Consider the following 17,538-nt stretch of genomic DNA (forward strand, 5'->3'; position numbering starts at 1 on the left):
TGACTTCTTTTGCTTTTGATGGAAATCGAGATGACCGACCAGACTACCCGCCTGCCGATCCGCCGCGCTCTTATCAGCGTATCCGACAAGACAGGAATCCTTGAGTTTGCCCGCGAGCTTGAAGCGCTGGGCGTCGAGATTCTTTCCACTGGCGGTACGTTCAAGCTGCTCAAGGACAACGGCGTCGCGGCAGTCGAAGTGGCCGACTACACCGGCTTCGCTGAAATGATGGACGGCCGGGTCAAGACCCTGCACCCCATGATCCATGGCGGGATTCTGGGTCGTCGCGGCATAGACGACGCCATCATGACCGAGCACGGCATCAAGCCGATCGATCTGGTTGCGGTCAATCTGTACCCGTTTGAAGCCACTGTCTCCAAGCCGGGCTGCGACCTGCCCACCGCTATCGAAAACATCGACATCGGCGGCCCGACCATGGTCCGCTCCGCGGCGAAGAACCACAAGGACGTCGCCATCGTGGTCAATGCCAGCGATTACGGCCAGGTCCTGGAAAGCCTCAAGGCCGGTGGCCTGACCTACGCCCAGCGCTTCGACCTGATGCTCAAGGCGTTCGAGCACACCGCCGCCTACGACGGCATGATCGCCAACTACCTGGGCGGCGTCGACCAGACCGCCGAAACCCTGAGTACCGAAGGCCGCAGCCAGTTCCCGCGCACCTTCAACACCCAGTTCGTCAAGGCTCAGGAAATGCGCTACGGCGAGAACCCGCACCAGAGTGCCGCGTTCTACGTCGAAGCCAAACCTGCCGAGGTCGGCATTGCCACCGCCACCCAGTTGCAAGGCAAGGAGCTGTCGTTCAACAACGTGGCCGATACCGATGCCGCACTGGAATGCGTCAAGAGCTTCGTCAAACCGGCCTGCGTGATCGTCAAGCACGCCAACCCCTGCGGTGTGGCGGTCTGCCCGGATGATGAAGGCGGCATTCGTCAGGCTTACGAACTGGCCTACGCCACCGACTCCGAGTCGGCATTTGGCGGCATCATCGCCTTCAACCGCGAGCTGGACGCTGCAACCGCCAAGGCCATCGTCGAGCGTCAGTTCGTCGAAGTGATCATCGCACCGAGCGTCAGCGCCGAAGCCCGCGCCATCGTCGCCAGCAAAGCCAACGTACGCCTGCTGACCAGCGGCCAGTGGAGCGAGCGCCTGCCTGCGTGGGACTACAAGCGTGTCAATGGCGGCCTGCTGGTACAGAGCCGTGACATCGGCATGATCACCGAAGCCGACCTCAAGGTCGTCACCCGGCGTGCGCCGACCGAACAGGAAATGCATGACCTGATCTTCGCCTGGAAAGTCGCCAAGTACGTCAAGTCCAACGCCATCGTCTACGCCCGCAACCGCCAGACCGTCGGCGTCGGTGCAGGCCAGATGAGCCGCGTGAACTCGGCACGTATCGCTGCCATCAAGGCTGAACACGCCGGGCTGCAGGTTCAGGGCGCGGTCATGGCCTCCGATGCCTTCTTCCCGTTCCGTGACGGCATCGACAACGCGGCCAAGGTCGGCATCACCGCTGTCATACAGCCAGGCGGCTCGATGCGTGACAATGAAGTGATCGCTGCGGCCGACGAAGCCGGCATCGCGATGGTGTTTACCGGCATGCGCCATTTCAGGCACTAAAGGCAGCTTCAAGCTTCAAGCTTCAAGCTAAAGCCTAGCGTATTAACCATTCAAAGCCATGAGCTGCAAGCAAGCTGACCACCCGCGTTTACTTGCAGCTTGTAGCTAACAGCTTGTAGCTACTCCAAAGGAGTCTGTTTTTGAATATTTTGATCATTGGCAGCGGCGGTCGTGAACACGCCCTGGCATGGAAAGTCGCCCAGGACCCGCGCGTGCAGAAGGTGTTTGTCGCACCGGGCAATGCGGGCACGGCGATCGAGGCCAAATGCGAGAACGTGGCCATCGACGTTCTGGCACTGGAACAACTGGCGGATTTCGCTGAAAAGAACGTTGCGCTGACCATCGTCGGCCCTGAAGTACCGCTGGTTGCAGGCGTCGTCGACCTGTTCCGCAGCCGTGGCCTGGACTGCTTCGGCCCGACTGCCGGCGCTGCGCAGCTCGAAGGTTCCAAGGCGTTTACCAAGGACTTCCTGGCGCGCCACAAGATTCCTACTGCCGACTATCAGAACTTCACCGAGATCGAGCCTGCCCTGGCCTATCTGCGTGAAAAGGGCGCGCCTATTGTCATCAAGGCCGACGGCCTGGCCGCAGGCAAGGGCGTGATCGTCGCCATGACCCTGGCAGAAGCCGAAGACGCCGTACGTGACATGCTGGCTGGCAACGCCTTTGGCGACGCCGGTTCGCGCGTTGTCATCGAAGAGTTTCTCGATGGCGAAGAAGCCAGTTTCATTGTCATGGTCGACGGCAAGAATGTATTGCCCATGGCCACCAGCCAGGACCACAAGCGCGTCGGCGACGGCGACAGCGGGCCGAACACCGGCGGCATGGGTGCCTACTCCCCTGCCCCGGTGGTCACCGCCGAGGTTCATCAACGTGTCATGGACCTGGTTATCTGGCCGACCGTCAGGGGCATGGCCGATGAAGGCAACGTTTACACCGGCTTCCTCTATGCTGGTCTGATGATCGATAAAGCGGGTAACCCGAAAGTCATCGAGTTCAATTGCCGCTTCGGCGACCCGGAAACCCAGCCGGTCATGCTGCGTCTGCAATCGAGCCTGGTACTGCTGGTCGAAGCTGCACTGGCGCAGGCGCTGGACAAGATCGAAGCACAGTGGGACCCGCGCCCGAGTCTGGGTATCGTGCTGGCCGCCGGGGGTTATCCTGGCGACTACGCCAAAGGCGCGGTCATCGAAGGTCTGGACGCAGCGGCACAGCTCGAAGGCAAGATCTTCCATGCAGGCACAGCCTTGCAGGATGAGCGTGTCGTGACCAGCGGTGGTCGTGTACTGTGTGCCACAGCACTGGGTGACAGCGTGGGCAACGCGCAGGAAAATGCCTACGCGCTGGCCGCAAAAGTCGACTGGCAAGGGTGTTTCTACCGCAAGGACATTGGCTACCGAGCCATTGCCCGTGAGCGTGGCGAAGACCAGGAATAATCGATCGGACCAGCCTCTTCAAACAGAGGCTGGCCGGTTGCTCCGGTATTCGCGGTTTTTACCAGGCATTCACTCACGAAGGGATTTCATTGTGCGCTGGCTCAGGATTGCCATAGCCTCAACCGTCGGACTGCTGACTCTGCTGTTCATGCTTTCGGCACAGGCCGAGCATGGTGCAGGCTGGTCTACGCTGCTCGACGAAAAGGCCCACCTGACGCTGGATGAAATCCGCTCGGCGCGCTATCAGAATCAATTCAGCCCCATCGAGCTGGAACGTGTCACGGCTGCGGATCGCGACAGCGCATTATGGCTGCACTACCGCCTGCAACCGACCCAGCACGAGCAATTGCTGCGCATCTTCGCCCCGGACCTGTCCAGCGCCGACATGTATGTCATGGACGGCGATCGACAGATTGATCATGTACGCACGGGCAATGACGTACCGATTGAAGATCAGCGACTGCCGTCCAACGATTTCCTGCTGCCGGTTCCGCAAAGCTCGGCCCCGCTGGATATCTACCTGAGGCTGGTCTCCGCGCAGAAAATGCGCCCCAGCATTACCCTTGAACCGGCCATCGCAAGCGCCGCCAATGAGACTCAGCCATTGCTGTTCGGGCTGCTGTTTGGCGCACTGTCCATGCTGATCGTGCAGAACCTGACGCGTTACGGGCACACCCGGTCGCGCAGCAATCTGTGGCTGGCCGCCTGCGAATCGTTACTCGGGCTCAGTGCCCTGTTGCTCCTCAACCTGCTGCGCCCGATCGACCCGTGGAATATCGCGCAAACCCCGAGCGCGCACCTGGCACTGTTGCTGGCAGCTGTCGCAGGCCTGATCTACACCTACTGTTTCTTCGTCCACCGCAATGCCCGCAAGCTCGATCGCCTGTTGCTGGGCAACGCGGTGCTCATGGGGATCGGCGCCCTGCTGGTGCTGTTCGACGAAAAGCTGCCGATCAATTTCCTGACGTTCGGCCTGGTCTCGTTGACGACATTGAGCATTCTGGCGGTGTCGATGTGGCACTGGCAGAAGGGCTATCGCTCGGCGCGCCTGTTTGTCCTGGGGATGATCACCTTCAATATCGGCTACATGGTGGTCCTGCCCGGCCTGCTGTGGCTGAGCCTGGTGCCGCCGCAATGGCTGATACTGGCGCTGCTCAGCGTGTTCTGCATCAGCGGTGTGCTGATGAGCCTGGCGCTCAGCGAGCGCCATCGCAGCATCACCGAAGACCGTTTCAGCATCAGCCGCGATCAGGCGGCCAGCACCGCCGAAATCAACGCCAAAGCCGAGTTTCTGGCCAAGATCAGCCACGAGATTCGCACCCCGATGAATGGCGTGCTGGGCATGACCGAGCTGCTGCTCGGCACCCCGCTGTCGGTCAAGCAGCGCGATTACGTGCAGACCATCCACAGTGCCGGTAACGAACTGCTGACGCTGATCAACGAGATTCTCGACATCACCAAGCTCGAGTCAGGGCAGATCGAACTGGACGACGTGCAGTTCGACATCGGCGCGCTGGTCGAGGACTGCCTGAATATCTTCCGCGCCAAGGCCGAGCAGCAACAGGTCGAACTGATCAGCCAGATCCAGCCGCAGGTGCCACGTGTCATCAATGGTGATCCGACTCGCCTGCGCCAGACATTGCTGAGCCTGCTGGAAAATGCCCTGAAGAAGACCGACGAAGGGGAAATTCTGCTGGCCGTATCCCTTGAGTCATCGAAAAGCGGCAATACGCGGCTGCGTATTTCGGTGCAGGACAGCGGCGAATCGCTTTCCGACGAAGAGCGTGAAGAGCTGCTGCACGCCGAACTGCACAGCCGTAACTTCCTGGCCAGCAGCCGGCTCGGCGGCCACCTCGGGCTGGTGATCGCTCGTCAGTTGATCGTACTGATGGATGGCGAGTTCGGCATTCAGAACACGGGTGCGCAAGGTAATACGCTGTGGCTGAACCTGCCGCTGGACGCAAAGCTGCTTGAACAGCCGACCATCGATCTGGACAGCCCGCTCAAAGACGCCAGGGTGCTGGTGGTCGACGACAACGACACGTGCCGCAAAGTGCTGGTCCAGCAATGCAGCGCCTGGGGCCTGAATGTCAGCGCAGTGGCGTCCGGCAAGGAGGCACTGGCCCTGCTCAGAACCAAGGCGCACCTGCGCGACTATTTCGATGTGGTCCTGCTCGATCAGAACATGCCAGGCATGACCGGCATGCAACTGGCCGCCAAGATCAAGGAAGATCCAAGCCTGAATCACGACATTCTGTTGATCATGCTGACCGGCATCAGCAATGCGCCCAGCAAGATCATCGCGCGCAACTCCGGCATCAAGCGCATTCTGGCCAAACCGGTGGCAGGCTACACGCTCAAGACCACGCTGGCCGATGAACTGACCCAGTTGAACAAGGGTGTCGTGTCGAACAAGCCTGGCCCTGTCGTGACTCCGCCGGTCAACGTCCCTGGCGACTTCCGGATTCTGGTGGCCGAAGACAACAGCATTTCGACCAAGGTCATCCGCGGCATGCTCGGCAAGCTCAACCTCAACCCCGATACCGCGAGCAATGGCGAAGAAGCGTTACGTGCCATGAAGGCGCAGCGTTATGACCTGGTGTTGATGGACTGCGAGATGCCGATACTCGACGGCTTCTCGGCCACCGAGCAATTGCGCGCCTGGGAAGTCGGCAATCAGCGTGTACGCACCCCGGTCGTGGCACTGACCGCGCATATTCTCACCGAGCACAAGGACCGCGCGCGCCAGGCCGGCATGGACGGCCACATGGCCAAGCCCATCGAATTGTCCCAGTTGCGCGAACTGGTCGAGCACTGGGTGGCGCACCGTGACAAGGCCCGCGGGCTGACCTCGGACGGCGAGCACTATCGGCAAAACTGACAGCGACGGGAAAGGCCTGTGGCCTGATAGACTGGCGATGCCATCCACCTGCTGCTGTGAGTCGAAGCCATGCTTCACGTGTTGTTCAGCGTCTATCTGAAAATGCTGGTGCTTTACAGCCCGTTTTTCGTTCTTTCCTGCTTCATCAGCCTCACGCGTGGTCACTCGCGCAAGGAACAGCGACGCCTGGCCTGGAAGGTGGCACTGGCGACACTGGTTTCCAGCGTATTGCTCTATCTGTTCGGACGCGTGATTTTCGATGTATTCGGCATCACCGTGGATGCGTTCCGGATTGGGGCAGGCAGTGTGCTGTTCATATCGGCGCTGGGCATGGCCCAGGGCAAGTCGGCAGTGCAGACCGACAATATCCAGCAGGATGTGACCATCGTTCCTTTGACCATCCCGCTTACCGTCGGCCCCGGCACTATCGGGGCGCTGCTGGTCATGGGCGTCAGTCAACCCCACTGGGACGACAAACTCACCGCCATCCTGAGTATTGCGCTGGCCAGCCTGACCGTAGGCGTCGTGCTTTACCTCTCCAACCGTATCGAACGAATCCTCGGCGATCAGGGTTTGCAGATTGTCAGCCGCTTGATGGGGTTGTTCGTCTGTGCGCTGGCCGCGCAAATCATCTTCACCGGCATCCGGGGCTACCTGCTGCCCTGACCGGATTCAGATACTTGCAGCGCGCACCAGCCCCTGCGCCCTGCCGTCCAGATAATCCATCACCTCGTCACGGTGTGCTGCATACGCCTTAGTGTCAAACGTGTAACTGCCACCTTTGAAGTGAAACAGCAGCCGTCGGCTACCTGCCGCATACTCGTCCACGCTGAGATGCAGACTGCACAACAACAGAAGGACTCGATCAGGTTCATACTTTTCGCAGGGCACGACCTGAAAACTGCCCAGACGTCCCTGATCGAAGCCGTTTTGAAAGTACGACTCTGCTGCCTGATTCACTCCCAACGCTGCGACAGCGCGCTGCACCAGGCCGCCAAGACGTTTGCGGTCCGCAGGATGGCTGACCTTGAACGTCGCCTCCAACAAATCGTCGGCGCTGCTCACCACCAGTGAGTCACCCAGGACCACACCCTTTTGCTGTATACCGCGCGCCTTAAGGCGGCTGCGGTAGTAATGCATCCAACTGCCCCATTGGGCCTTGAAATCAAACTGCCTGTCTGCGAACAATTGAGCGTCCAGAAGCACGTTCTGAATATCCGTGCGCTCCTCGCTCGCAAGCCCGGGCAGGAACGCCACCATACTGGGGATAGTGCCCAGATAGGCCGCATTGCCTGTGTTTGCACTCATTTGCGTTACTCCCTTCCATGGGCTTGTCCAGGTTGCTAAAGACTGATGATTTCGGCTGCGGCACGATCAGCCAGGGTGTCCTGCACAACCTGGCGAAAAGGCTCGAAGCTCTGGCGACTGAAGCGGAATGCAGTACCTACGACATGCACCTGCATTTCTCCGCCAAGAACCTGCCAAAAATAAAGCGCGGGTCTCAACGCAATGGTCGTCATCTGCAGGCTGCACAACAGGATCGTCACCTCGTCTTCGCTGTGCATTGAACACGGTATGAGTTGAAAGCTTTCAGAACGTCCGGACGTAAACCAACTGCTGAAAAACGTCTTCGCATGATCACTGCTCAGTAGCCTGTCGAGCGAACTGCGATATAGCTGGCGAAGCTCGCCAGCATTATCGAACACTGGAAGCTGCAAGCTGCCAATGTCACTGAAACTGTGAATCTTCAAACGCGCATCGTTGATCCCGGCGCCATGCGAACCGCCCGTGGCGGCAATCGAGCGCTGGTAAACATCCAGCCATGCACGCCAGTTTCCCCTGAAAGAATGGCGATCATCTGCGACCAGTTTGGCATGGTGCAGACAATCGATTATGTCCTGGCGCAAATCAGGTTCGACATTGTCGGCGAAGGACAGCAGGCTGGCACCGGTCAACAGGGCTTCATTCGGATCAGACATCAGGACTGCCCCCAAGCGACATGATCAGACCAGCGCGCTTGCTCGACAGCGCGGTATCGATGCCATCGCGAAACTGTGAATAGACCTGTTCGAACAGTTGCATCGCATAGACGGTCACAGCGATGTTGCCGTAGATATTCTTTGGCTCGATGACCTCGAAAAGAAAAGCGGATGGCAACGGCTGACGCGTGGCGAACTGAAACTGCGCCAGCTTCAGGTTCTGCCGGGTGTCGACGAACGCCATTTGCAGAACCACGCTGACCTGCAATCTTCCTGCGTGATTCAAACCGCTCTGTACGCTCTGACTGCGCAGCAGATCAAGCGCTTCGCTGCCGACGGACTGATTGCCCACCCTGCGCATGAACGACTCTGCCTGCAGCAGAGTGTCGGCTGACACGAAGGGTGCAAGCGCGCGCGCCATGCAACTCCATACCGTTTCGGCAGACTCTGCCGGCAAAGGCTGGCTGACATGTTCGTTGGCACTCGGCAACCAGCCGAAACGCTGCGCTGCGGCGAGACGGGTTTCATTCCATTTTTCGGGTTCGGCAAACTTTGAGTGTTGCTTCGATGCGGCCAACTGCACGTACAGCATCGAGTCCAGCACATCGTTTTTCAGGGAGACCGGCTGCGGCTCAGGGAAAAACATCAAACAACCCGCATTGACGACTACGGCATCCAATTCCTGCTTCATGGGAAAATTCCTTTTATCCCGGAAGCGGAGGCAGTCCGTGCCTCCGCAAACACTCCGATCAGATGTCGAACTCTGCGATCGCACGACTGGCGTTATCATCCAGCCGTTGCTGGATCAGGTCGCGATGGCGCGCATACAGAGCCGTGTTGAGCAACAGGCTGTCCTCGCCTTTCCAGGTCTGGACACTGGTGTCCTGCCACTCCCAGAACAGCACGTTGGTGACGTCGCTGTCAGCCTGAAAACTGACTGCTGCCATAGCCAGACTCACAATGTTGTCCTCGGATTCGATACAGGAGGCGATACGGAAGCTGCCGCCACGGTGTGACTTGGTCTGGTTCTCGAACAGGCGCAGGGGTTCTTTTTTGGCTTTCAACGCGGCGATGGCATCTGCAGCCACCTTGAGCATCAGCAGCGATGCAGGTCCGGGCAACGCGGCAGCTGTAATGGCCGAACCGAGGATTTCCAGACCGACTTCGTCCATGGTGAAACGCTGCTGGGTAGCACGATAGCGCGCATAGCTCCACTGGGTGGAAAGCCAGCCCACCTTCGAGAGCACTTCGTTGAATTTGTCATACCACTGATCGCCCTGGGTTTCAGAGCTGAACGCCTTGTTGGCCACGAGGGTGGCGAACAGAAAGGAATTCATGACGTCCTGCTTGCTCTGCGCCGAGATACCGCTGGCAAATGCCAGCAGACTGCCTGCGACCACCGCGCCTTCATTGCCGGAGCTTGCGTCAGTGACGTCACGTGCCTCAAGTAACCCGGGGGTTGCTGCGGCCGCATAGGCGGCCAACAAAGGAGGGCATTCAGCCAGCTCGCAGGCGGCGATGTAATCGAGGTTGTCAGTGCTGTTCATGGTTTTTTCCTGTGTCATTTCATTAGTCCTTTAATTCATGAGTCCTGATGGACTGAATCGAGACTAACGAAATAACTCAGGCCGTTTTTTCGGCGCTTTCCGGTTGTCCTCTGATGGCTTCCAGGCACCTGGCGGTTGCGCTCGATACGCAGAACAAAATTCGACCCGCCGCCTGCCTCCCGGTATACCGCAGGTGAGCGAACATTCCCGGGAGGTTTCTGGAATCGGACTACGGCCGACGCAGGTTGGAGAGCGCCGATTCGCTCAGGCCTGTGAGCCGATACACAGGCCCACAGGCTTGAAGTGACATCGACACTTCAGCACTTTCCCGCGATAGAGAGCTGCAGGTATGACACGCGGGCGCGGTCACGCTGTAGGCTTGTTGCCGTACCAACGCGGCGTATAGACCCAGTTGCCGCCTTCGTGGCGAGGAAAGGTGCACGTCAGGGAAGAGCCGATCAACACCATGGTGCGCATGTCCACCTGTTCCGGGGTCAATTCGCCCAGCGTGATAACCCTCAATGTCTGCCCGGGACGGCCGATATCGCGCCCCAGCGTCACGGGGGTTTCAGGGATGCGATGCTGGCGGACAATCTCCAGCGCACGCCCCAGTTGCCAGGGCCGGGAGCGGGATATCGGGTTGTAGAACGCCAGCGCCAGATCGGCCTGGCAGGCAAGGTCCAGACGCTTTTCGATGATGTCCCAGGGCTTGAGGTTGTCGGACAGCGACAGCACACAGAAATCATGCCCCAACGGCGCACCGGCCTGGGCGGCGGTGGCCAGAGAGGCCGAGACACCGGGCAGAATTTCCAGCTCGACCGCATGCCAGTGAGGATTATCCGACGCATGCAACGCTTCAAGCACCGCTGAAGCCATGGCGAAAACCCCCGGATCACCGGACGACACCACGACCACCGAACGGCCTTGAGCAGCCAGTTCAAAGGCATGCCGGGCGCGCTGCATTTCTTCACGATTGTCAGTGCAGTGCAGTACCTGATCAGCGCGAAACGGCCCCGCCATGCGCACGTAGGTTTCATAGCCCAGCACATCATTGGCACGTGCCAGTTCGGCCTTGACCGCAGGCACCATCAGGTCTGCTGCGCCAGGACCCAGACCAATGACTGCAACGCGGCCACGCCCGCGGCCGATGCTCTGCACCTCCAGCGGTTGCGCCGCGACGGCAATCGCGGTGTGGGCATCGACGCAGAGCGGTGGCAACAGCTGCGGCACAGCCTTCATGGCCATCTCGCCGGCCGCAGCGGCGCTGACGAATCGCACCGCAACGTCCAGCTCGGCGGCAGCCTTGTGCAGGTGCGGATTGGCCATCTGCTCCTCGGCCGCCAACAGACAGGCCAAGGACTGCCCGGCGATACGTGCCTCACGCAGGGCCGAGCGCACGTGCTCAGCCAGTTCGTCGGTGAGCTCAGTCACCGCCACCAGCACGTTACGTGGGTAGATCAGCAATTCATGGGGCGAAGGATCGCGCAGGGCACTGCCGACATGAATGGCCAGCGCCGCCTGTGGATCTTCGGGCAGTTGCGCCTGAGCCAGCCAGGGGGCTTCACCCTCGATGCGCACGGGTTCGCCGGACAGCAGGTCGGAAACGAAACGCTTGCCCAGCTCCAGATCGCCCAACGCATAGCCGCTTGGCGGATTGAGCAGGCAGGTGCCGAAACGCAGCTCGCCGCTGGTGGTGATCGCCGGCGCAACGCCAAGCCCGCTGGCGATGCTGCGCGCCAGGACATTCACCCCGCCAAGGCCGCCAAGCAGCGGCACCACCGCGCTGCCGTCTTCGGCCACGGCGAGCACCGGCGGTTCGGCGCCCTTCTCCAGCAGCACGGCGGCCAGGGTGCGGATAACGATACCGGCTGCGCAAAGAGCGATGATCGGCGTGTTCTGTTGATACAACTGACGCAACGTCGCGCCGAAGTCGCTGTAAGCGCGGTCGGCCCCCTGTACGCGCTCGGCCAGGCCATGAATCAGCGCATCGGGAAACAGCTGTTGAATGCGCCGCGCGGTAGCAAGGCTGCCATTGCCGAGAATGACGATGGCCGGAGTCATGGAGGTCATCAGCCTTGCCACCTGTCGCCCGGGACGATAATCAGCGAAAAATACGGCGAAGACATCGGGTCGACCTGATCCAGCGGGACGATTTTCTGGTTGCTCATCGTGGCGCGCTCGACATACAGCGCACGCCCGGCCATCCCCAGCTCGGTCAGCACTTCGCGGACCTTGTGGAAGTTGCGCCCCAGTTTCATGATCACCGCCGCGTCGGCATCGGCCAGCTTGCGTTTCAGGTCATCGTGGGGCAGCACACCGGACAGCACCGACAGGCTCTGATTGCGATACACCAGCGGTGCGCCCAGCACCGAAGCACCGCCAAGCATCGAGCACACGCCCGGAATCACTTCAGCGTCGTAGTGCTCGGCCAGACGATCGTGCAGGTACATGTAGGAGCCATAGAAAAACGGATCGCCTTCGCAGATCACCGCCACGTCGCGTCCGGCGTCCAGGTGTGCGGCGATGTGCCGGCTGGATTCGTCGTAGAAGTCGCTGATGAGCTTTTCGTAGGACAGTGTCGCCGGCAATGCCTCGGTAGTGACCGGGTAGACCAGCGGCATCAGGGTCTGAACGTCCTGCAGATGCGCTTCGATGATGCCGAAGGCGTTGCCCTTTTTGCCCTTGGCCACGAAATACGCCACCACCGGCGACTCGCGCAGCAGGCGCAGGGCCTTGACGGTGATCAGCTCCGGATCGCCAGGACCGACGCCCAGGCCAATCAATCGACCGCGTGCCTGCATCATTCGATCTCCGTGGCCAGTGCGTTGACAGCGGCCACGGCCATGGCGCTGCCGCCACGACGGCCCTGCATGATCACGAACGGCACGCCGCGGCTATCGGCGGCGAGCATCGCCTTGGACTCGGCGGCGCCGACAAAGCCGACCGGAAAGCCGAGAATCAGTGCAGGTTTGGGCGCACCGGCATCGAGCATTTCCAACAGATAGAACAGCGCGGTCGGCGCGTTGCCGATGACCACTACGCTGCCTTCCAGGTGCGGACGCCACAGCTCAAGCGCCACCGCAGAACGCGTATTGCCCAACTCCAGAGCCATTTCCCGCACGCCTTCATCATGCAGGGTGCAGATGATCGGGTTATTGGCGGGCAGCCGGGTGCGGGTGATGCCTTCGGAGACCATGCGCGCATCACACAGGATCGGCGCTCCGGCGGCCAGAGCGTTGCGCCCGGCGGTACCGGCACCCGGCGAGAAGCGCAGGTCTTCGATGACTTCGACCATCCCGCAGGCATGGATCACGCGCACGGCGAGTTTTTCCAGGTCGGCAGGGATCGTGTCAAGACGCGCTTCGGCGCGAATGATCGAGAAAGAGTTGCGATATATCTCCTGACCATCGCGGATGTAATCAATCATGCATGTTGCTCCGTGAGCCGGCGTTCAACTGCGCGCCGACTGCTTCAATAGTAAGGTTGCGCGCGCGCAGCACGCCGAAACCGGCATGCGCTGCATCGCGAAAATAAAGATCGTAACGGCCCGGCGCGACAGCCAGCAAGGTCACTGGCGCTACGTGGGCGGCGGCGCAGGAACGCGTGCAGCCGCTCAAGTGAATAGCCTGGCCGGTATCAAGTGCCGCAGCCAGTTGCAGGGCGTCGGCCTTGGTGTCGGCCAGCCCCTTGGCGCATCCGGCAGAACCGGTACAGGCGAGCATCTGCGCCAGCGGTTGCTCGGCAGAACCTGCGAAGCCGGATGCCTGCAACTCGTCCAGCACCGCTGCCGCGCGCTCGACCGGCACGTTGGGCAGCAACAGGCTTTGCCAGGGCGTCAGGCGCAGCGTGCCGTCGCCCTGATCCGCAGCCAGTTGCGCCACGCTGCAAAGCATCGCCGCATCGAGACGCCCCAACGGTACTGCAGCGCCCACCGCCACCTGATTCGGCTGGGCCTGTGGATAAACACCGATATGCCGAGTGCCTTGAATGGCCGGACGCTGCCAATCGGTGATCGCCTTATCGGTCCGCACTGTGCAGGCGGACCGGGTCGACAGCTCACGCAGCAGATCGGCGGTCGATACCTCGGTCAGCAGGTGCCGCATCCGGGTGTGCTCGGGACGGGCCAGGTCGAGAAACAGCTCCAGCAGTGCGACAACCAGCATCTTCCCTTCGGCTAGAGGGACAGCGGCCAGCGGTCGGTCATGGGCCGGGCAGCCGGCCAGGCCGAACGCCAGCAGCACTTCGTCGTCGCGTTTCAGCGCCGACAGCCACACGTCGTGCGGGTGTTCGAGCATGACCAACGCTTCACCAGCATCCAGCGACAAGGCGAACTTGGGTGACAGCTCATGAAAACGCGGGTGATGTTCCAGCGCGTCGAGAATCTGCGCTGCCAGCGGCCGGGCATCGAAGAGCATCTGCGGGTCCAGCCCGGCCGTCGGGCTGAGCATCAGGTTACGCACATCGTCGCTGGCCGGGTTGGCGGGGCCGAGCCCTGCCGCCATCAAGGCACCGATCAACCCGTCATGATCGGCACCAATGCCGCGAATCTGCAGGTTGGCGCGGTTGGTGGCTTCGATAACCCCCTGTGCGTACGTGCGCGCGGCCTCGGCAACGGCCATGGCCTGCACACTGCTGATCACCCCGCCCGCCAGCTTGATCCGGCAGATCCCGCCGTCCAGTGCCGGGACGATACGCAGCAACCCCGGACAGGCCGAGGGGCGTAGCGTTGCAGAGGATGTGCGAGCGGACTGCTGCTCGTTCAATGGGTCACCCGATGTGAACTGGCTGGAAACGGACGTTGATTAGAGCACTTGTACCCCGTCGGGCGCGGTATTATGCCTGCTTTGTCCGCAGGCATGAAAAGGCGCTCTGTCGGAAGTTCGGATTGAGGTAGGTACATGTCGCCGTGGCTGACAGTCGTGGGAATCGGAGAAGACGGTTACAAGGGGCTCGGCAAGAACGCCAGACACGCGCTGCTGCATGCTGATCAGGTGTTCGGCGGCCCGCGCCAACTGGCGTTGCTGCCGCCGTGCATTCGCGCCGAGCGACGTGCGTGGCCCAGCCCTTTCTCGTTGAACCCTGTGCTCGAGCAGCGCGGTGCCGAGATCTGCGTGCTGGCCAGTGGCGACCCGATGATGTTCGGCGTCGGCGCCAGTCTTGCACGCGTGGTCAGCATTGACGAAATGCGTATTCTGCCTGCGCCCTCCTCTTATTCTCTGGCCGCCGCCCGCCTCGGCTGGCCCCTGCAGGACGTCGTCACCCTGTCGGTGGTTGCCCGGCCGGTGGCCGCGCTGAACGCGCACTTCCACCATGGCATGCGTCTGCTGGTGTTGAGCAACGACGGCAGCAGCCCCGCCGTGATTGCCGGTTTGTTGCGCGAGCGCGGCTTTGGTCCAAGCCGCATGACCGTCCTGGAGCATCTGGGTGGCGAAGCCGAACGGCGCGTCGAAGGGCTGGCCAGCGAGTGGGGCAACCCCGAGATCGCCGCGCTGAACCTGGTTGCCATCGATTGTCGCGCCGATGCCAGCGCCATCCGTCTGAGCCCCGTTTCAGGTCTGCCGGACAGCGCCTTCGAACATGACGGCCAGCTCACCAAGCGCGACGTACGCGCCATCACCCTCGCCCGCCTTGCACCGCTGCCGGGCGAACTGTTGTGGGATGTCGGCGCGGGCTGCGGCTCCATCGGCATCGAATGGATGCGCGCGCACCCGACCTGTCGGGCGATGGCCATCGAAGCCGACGAAGGCCGCCAGCAACTGATCGAATTCAACCGCGACGCACTCGGCGTGCCCGGCCTGCAACTGGTGCGGGGCAGTGCGCCTCAGGCATTGAGCGGTCTGGAGCGCCCGGATGCGATTTTCATCGGCGGTGGCGTGACGCGTATCGGCGTGCTGGAAACCTGCTGGGAACAACTGCGTCCGGGTGGCCGACTGGTCGCCAATGCGGTCACCCTGCAAAGCGAAACGGCCTTGATGGCCTGGCGCGAACGGCATGGCGGCGAACTGACCCGTATCCACGTCGCCCACGCGCAGCCCCTTGGCGAATTCGACACGTGGCGTCAGGCGTTGCCGATCACCCTGCTGGACGTAGTCAAACCCTGATGCGCGAGGAAACCGCCGAACAACCTGCGCCACTGCGCAGTGGCCTGACCACTGGCAGCTGTGCAACCGCGACCAGCCTCGCGGCAGCGCGGCTATTGCTCTGCGGGCAGGTCAGCGACGCGGTGGGTATCGTCCTGCCAAAGGGCAAACAGGTGCAGATGCGCCTGGAATTCTGCCGGCTTGTGGATAACTTCGCGGAAGCCGCAACCCTCAAGGATGCCGGCGACGATCCGGATGTCACCCACGGCGCGCTGGTGTTTGCCCGCGTCAGGCTGCAAGCGGCAGCGGGCGTACGCTTCTTGGCGGGCGCAGGTGTCGGCACCGTGACCCGCCCCGGGCTGGTGCTGGCAGTGGGTGAGCCGGCCATCAACCCGGTGCCCCGGCGGATGATGACCGAGCATTTGCTGCAACTGGCCGAAGAACAAGGCTACAGCGGCGGATTCGAAGTCACGATCGGCGTCGAGGGCGGCGAGGCGCTGGCGCTCAAGACCATGAACCCGCGCCTGGGCATTCTCGGCGGACTGTCGATTCTCGGCACCAGCGGGATTGTCCGGCCGTTCTCCTGCGCGGCTTATATCGCCTCGATCCACCAAGGTATCGATGTTGCTACCACCAACGGCTATCGGCATATCGCCGCCTGCACCGGCAATGCCAGCGAAGACACCATGCGCCGCGTATACAAAATCCCCGATATCGCCCTGATCGAGATGGGCGACTTCGTCGGTGCCGTGCTCAAGCACTTGCGCAAGGTGTCTGTGGATAAGTTGAGCGTGTGCGGCGGCTTCGGCAAGATCAGCAAGCTGGCCGCTGGCCATATGGACCTGCACAGCCGCCATTCCAGCATCGACCTGCCACAACTGGCGCGCTGGGCTGCGGACGTCGGCGCGGATGCGGGCCTGCAACAACAGATCCTTGCAGCCAACACCAGTCAGCAAGCGCTGGCGATGAGCGCTGCGGCAGGCGTGCCACTGGGTGACGAAGTGTGTCGCCATGCGCTGAATTTCGCGCGCAGCATCGTGCCTGCGAGCGTTCAGGTGGAGGTTTTCGCAATTGATCGTCAAGGCGGGCTGGTGGGTCAGGCTGGCGTTGACTCACAGAGAGAAATCACATGAAACGCATCCTGCTGCTGGGCGGCATTACCGAGGCGCTGGCCATTGCGCGAAGGCTCGGGCCTGAGCACATCTACAGCCTGGCGGGTGTGGGCCGGGTGCCATCGGATCTGGCCTGCCAATTGAAGGTCGGCGGTTATGGCGGCGCCGAGGGCATGGCGCAGTACATGGGCGAACAGGGCGTCGACCTGCTGCTGGACGCCACCCATCCCTACGCCGCGCAGATCAGCCACAACGCAGCGCGTGCGGCCAGGCTGGCGGGCATTCCCTGCTGGGCCTTGCGCCGCACCGCGTGGCAGGCAGGTCCAGAGGACGACTGGCGCGAAGTGGCTGACTGGTCAGAACTGACCACTGCCCTGCTCCCCTTCAAGCGCCCGCTGTTCACGCTGGGACGCGAGCCCTTGCAGCATCTGAACGAAATCCCCCCGCACCAGTTCTGGACACTCCGGGCACTGGACGACTACCCCGGCAACGAACGCTGCGAAGTGATCGGCGCACGCGGCCCCTTCATGCTGGAAGACGAACGCCAGTTGTTCGAACAGCGCCGCATCGACGTACTGATCAGCAAAAACAGCGGCAGCAGCTCCACCGAACCCAAACTGGATGTCGCCCGCGAACAAGGCCTGCCCGTCCTGATCCTCAAACGCCCGCAGTTGCCTGACGTCGACCGGCTGTTCTGGGGCGTGGATGAGGTGCTGGAGGCCTTGGGGCTGGATTAATGAGCCGTCAGTCCTCATGAAAATTCTGAAAACACCCCGACCCTGTGGGAGTGAGCTTGCTCACGAAGAGGCCGGTGCAGTCGCTGAAAATCTATATATCCGTGACTACGCCTTCGCGAGCAAGCTCGCTC

General features: G+C 61.6%; 15 protein-coding genes. 7 read left to right on the forward strand and 8 right to left on the reverse strand.

The genetic code is table 11. The features are described 5' to 3' along the window. Window positions 1-30: 30 nt before the first annotated feature. The 4 genes from purH to tspR all read left to right on the forward strand — a co-directional run bounded on the left by purH (window position 31) and on the right by tspR (window position 6,618). Window positions 31-1,635 (forward strand): bifunctional phosphoribosylaminoimidazolecarboxamide formyltransferase/IMP cyclohydrolase, encoded by a 1,605-nt coding sequence (purH, locus tag QRN50_RS23120; RefSeq protein WP_003399693.1) that lies wholly within the window; start codon window positions 31-33, stop codon window positions 1,633-1,635. A gap of 140 nt (window positions 1,636-1,775) precedes the next feature. Beyond that, window positions 1,776-3,071, forward strand: a complete 1,296-nt coding sequence (gene purD, locus QRN50_RS23125; RefSeq protein WP_003399692.1) for a phosphoribosylamine--glycine ligase — start codon at window positions 1,776-1,778, stop codon at window positions 3,069-3,071. 91 nt (window positions 3,072-3,162) lie between these two features. Beyond that, complete coding sequence (retS, locus tag QRN50_RS23130) at window positions 3,163-5,952, forward strand: hybrid sensor histidine kinase/response regulator RetS (RefSeq protein ID WP_003399691.1); 2,790 nt, start codon at window positions 3,163-3,165, stop codon at window positions 5,950-5,952. A gap of 69 nt (window positions 5,953-6,021) precedes the next feature. Beyond that, entirely contained in the window at window positions 6,022-6,618 is a 597-nt protein-coding gene (gene tspR / locus QRN50_RS23135) for a type III secretion system genes modulator TspR (RefSeq protein ID WP_003313945.1), read from the forward strand. A 6-nt stretch (window positions 6,619-6,624) separates the two neighbouring features. Here tspR and QRN50_RS23140 read toward each other — a convergent pair whose 3' ends face one another. The 8 genes from QRN50_RS23140 to cobG all read right to left on the reverse strand — a co-directional run bounded on the left by QRN50_RS23140 (window position 6,625) and on the right by cobG (window position 14,241). Next, window positions 6,625-7,260 carry a hypothetical protein gene (locus QRN50_RS23140; protein ID WP_024639758.1) on the reverse strand — a complete coding sequence of 212 codons (636 nt, stop codon included), beginning with the start codon at window positions 7,258-7,260 and terminating at the stop codon, window positions 6,625-6,627. A 35-nt stretch (window positions 7,261-7,295) separates the two neighbouring features. Next, window positions 7,296-7,931: a hypothetical protein gene (locus tag QRN50_RS23145; protein WP_011269011.1), complete on the reverse strand. Its 636-nt coding sequence runs from the start codon at window positions 7,929-7,931 to the stop codon at window positions 7,296-7,298. Beyond that, window positions 7,924-8,622 (reverse strand): hypothetical protein, encoded by a 699-nt coding sequence (locus tag QRN50_RS23150; protein WP_011269012.1) that lies wholly within the window; start codon window positions 8,620-8,622, stop codon window positions 7,924-7,926. Before QRN50_RS23150 ends, QRN50_RS23145 begins: the two co-directional genes overlap by 8 nt. Before the next feature lie 58 nt (window positions 8,623-8,680). Then, on the reverse strand, window positions 8,681-9,496 hold the full coding sequence (locus QRN50_RS23155; protein ID WP_024639757.1) for a hypothetical protein: 816 nt from the start codon (window positions 9,494-9,496) through the stop codon (window positions 8,681-8,683). Window positions 9,497-9,844: 348 nt separating this feature from the next. Then, window positions 9,845-11,548 carry a precorrin-3B C(17)-methyltransferase gene (gene cobJ, locus QRN50_RS23160; protein WP_054091970.1) on the reverse strand — a complete coding sequence of 568 codons (1,704 nt, stop codon included), beginning with the start codon at window positions 11,546-11,548 and terminating at the stop codon, window positions 9,845-9,847. After that, window positions 11,548-12,279, reverse strand: coding sequence for a precorrin-2 C(20)-methyltransferase (locus QRN50_RS23165; protein ID WP_003399679.1), 732 nt, complete (start codon window positions 12,277-12,279; stop codon window positions 11,548-11,550). Before QRN50_RS23165 ends, cobJ begins: the two co-directional genes overlap by 1 nt. Beyond that, window positions 12,279-12,905 carry a precorrin-8X methylmutase gene (locus QRN50_RS23170; protein ID WP_003368856.1) on the reverse strand — a complete coding sequence of 209 codons (627 nt, stop codon included), beginning with the start codon at window positions 12,903-12,905 and terminating at the stop codon, window positions 12,279-12,281. Before QRN50_RS23170 ends, QRN50_RS23165 begins: the two co-directional genes overlap by 1 nt. Further along, window positions 12,898-14,241 (reverse strand): precorrin-3B synthase, encoded by a 1,344-nt coding sequence (gene cobG / locus QRN50_RS23175; protein WP_096127377.1) that lies wholly within the window; start codon window positions 14,239-14,241, stop codon window positions 12,898-12,900. The genes QRN50_RS23170 and cobG overlap by 8 nt, the downstream gene beginning before the upstream one ends. Before the next feature lie 135 nt (window positions 14,242-14,376). On the opposite strand from cobG, the gene QRN50_RS23180 reads away from it, so the two are divergent. Genes QRN50_RS23180 through QRN50_RS23190 form a run of 3 tightly spaced genes read left to right on the forward strand, consistent with a single transcriptional unit; the run spans window position 14,377 to window position 17,407 of the window. Beyond that, entirely contained in the window at window positions 14,377-15,579 is a 1,203-nt protein-coding gene (locus QRN50_RS23180) for a bifunctional cobalt-precorrin-7 (C(5))-methyltransferase/cobalt-precorrin-6B (C(15))-methyltransferase (protein WP_003399675.1), read from the forward strand. Then, window positions 15,579-16,691 carry a cobalt-precorrin-5B (C(1))-methyltransferase gene (locus tag QRN50_RS23185; RefSeq protein ID WP_096127376.1) on the forward strand — a complete coding sequence of 371 codons (1,113 nt, stop codon included), beginning with the start codon at window positions 15,579-15,581 and terminating at the stop codon, window positions 16,689-16,691. Before QRN50_RS23180 ends, QRN50_RS23185 begins: the two co-directional genes overlap by 1 nt. Further along, window positions 16,688-17,407: a cobalt-precorrin-6A reductase gene (locus tag QRN50_RS23190; RefSeq protein ID WP_096127375.1), complete on the forward strand. Its 720-nt coding sequence runs from the start codon at window positions 16,688-16,690 to the stop codon at window positions 17,405-17,407. Before QRN50_RS23185 ends, QRN50_RS23190 begins: the two co-directional genes overlap by 4 nt. The last annotated feature ends 131 nt before the right edge of the window (window positions 17,408-17,538 follow it).

The sequence above is a fragment of the Pseudomonas sp. MEJ108 genome (genome assembly GCF_030208985.1).
Lineage (GTDB): Bacteria > Pseudomonadota > Gammaproteobacteria > Pseudomonadales > Pseudomonadaceae > Aquipseudomonas > Aquipseudomonas fragariae.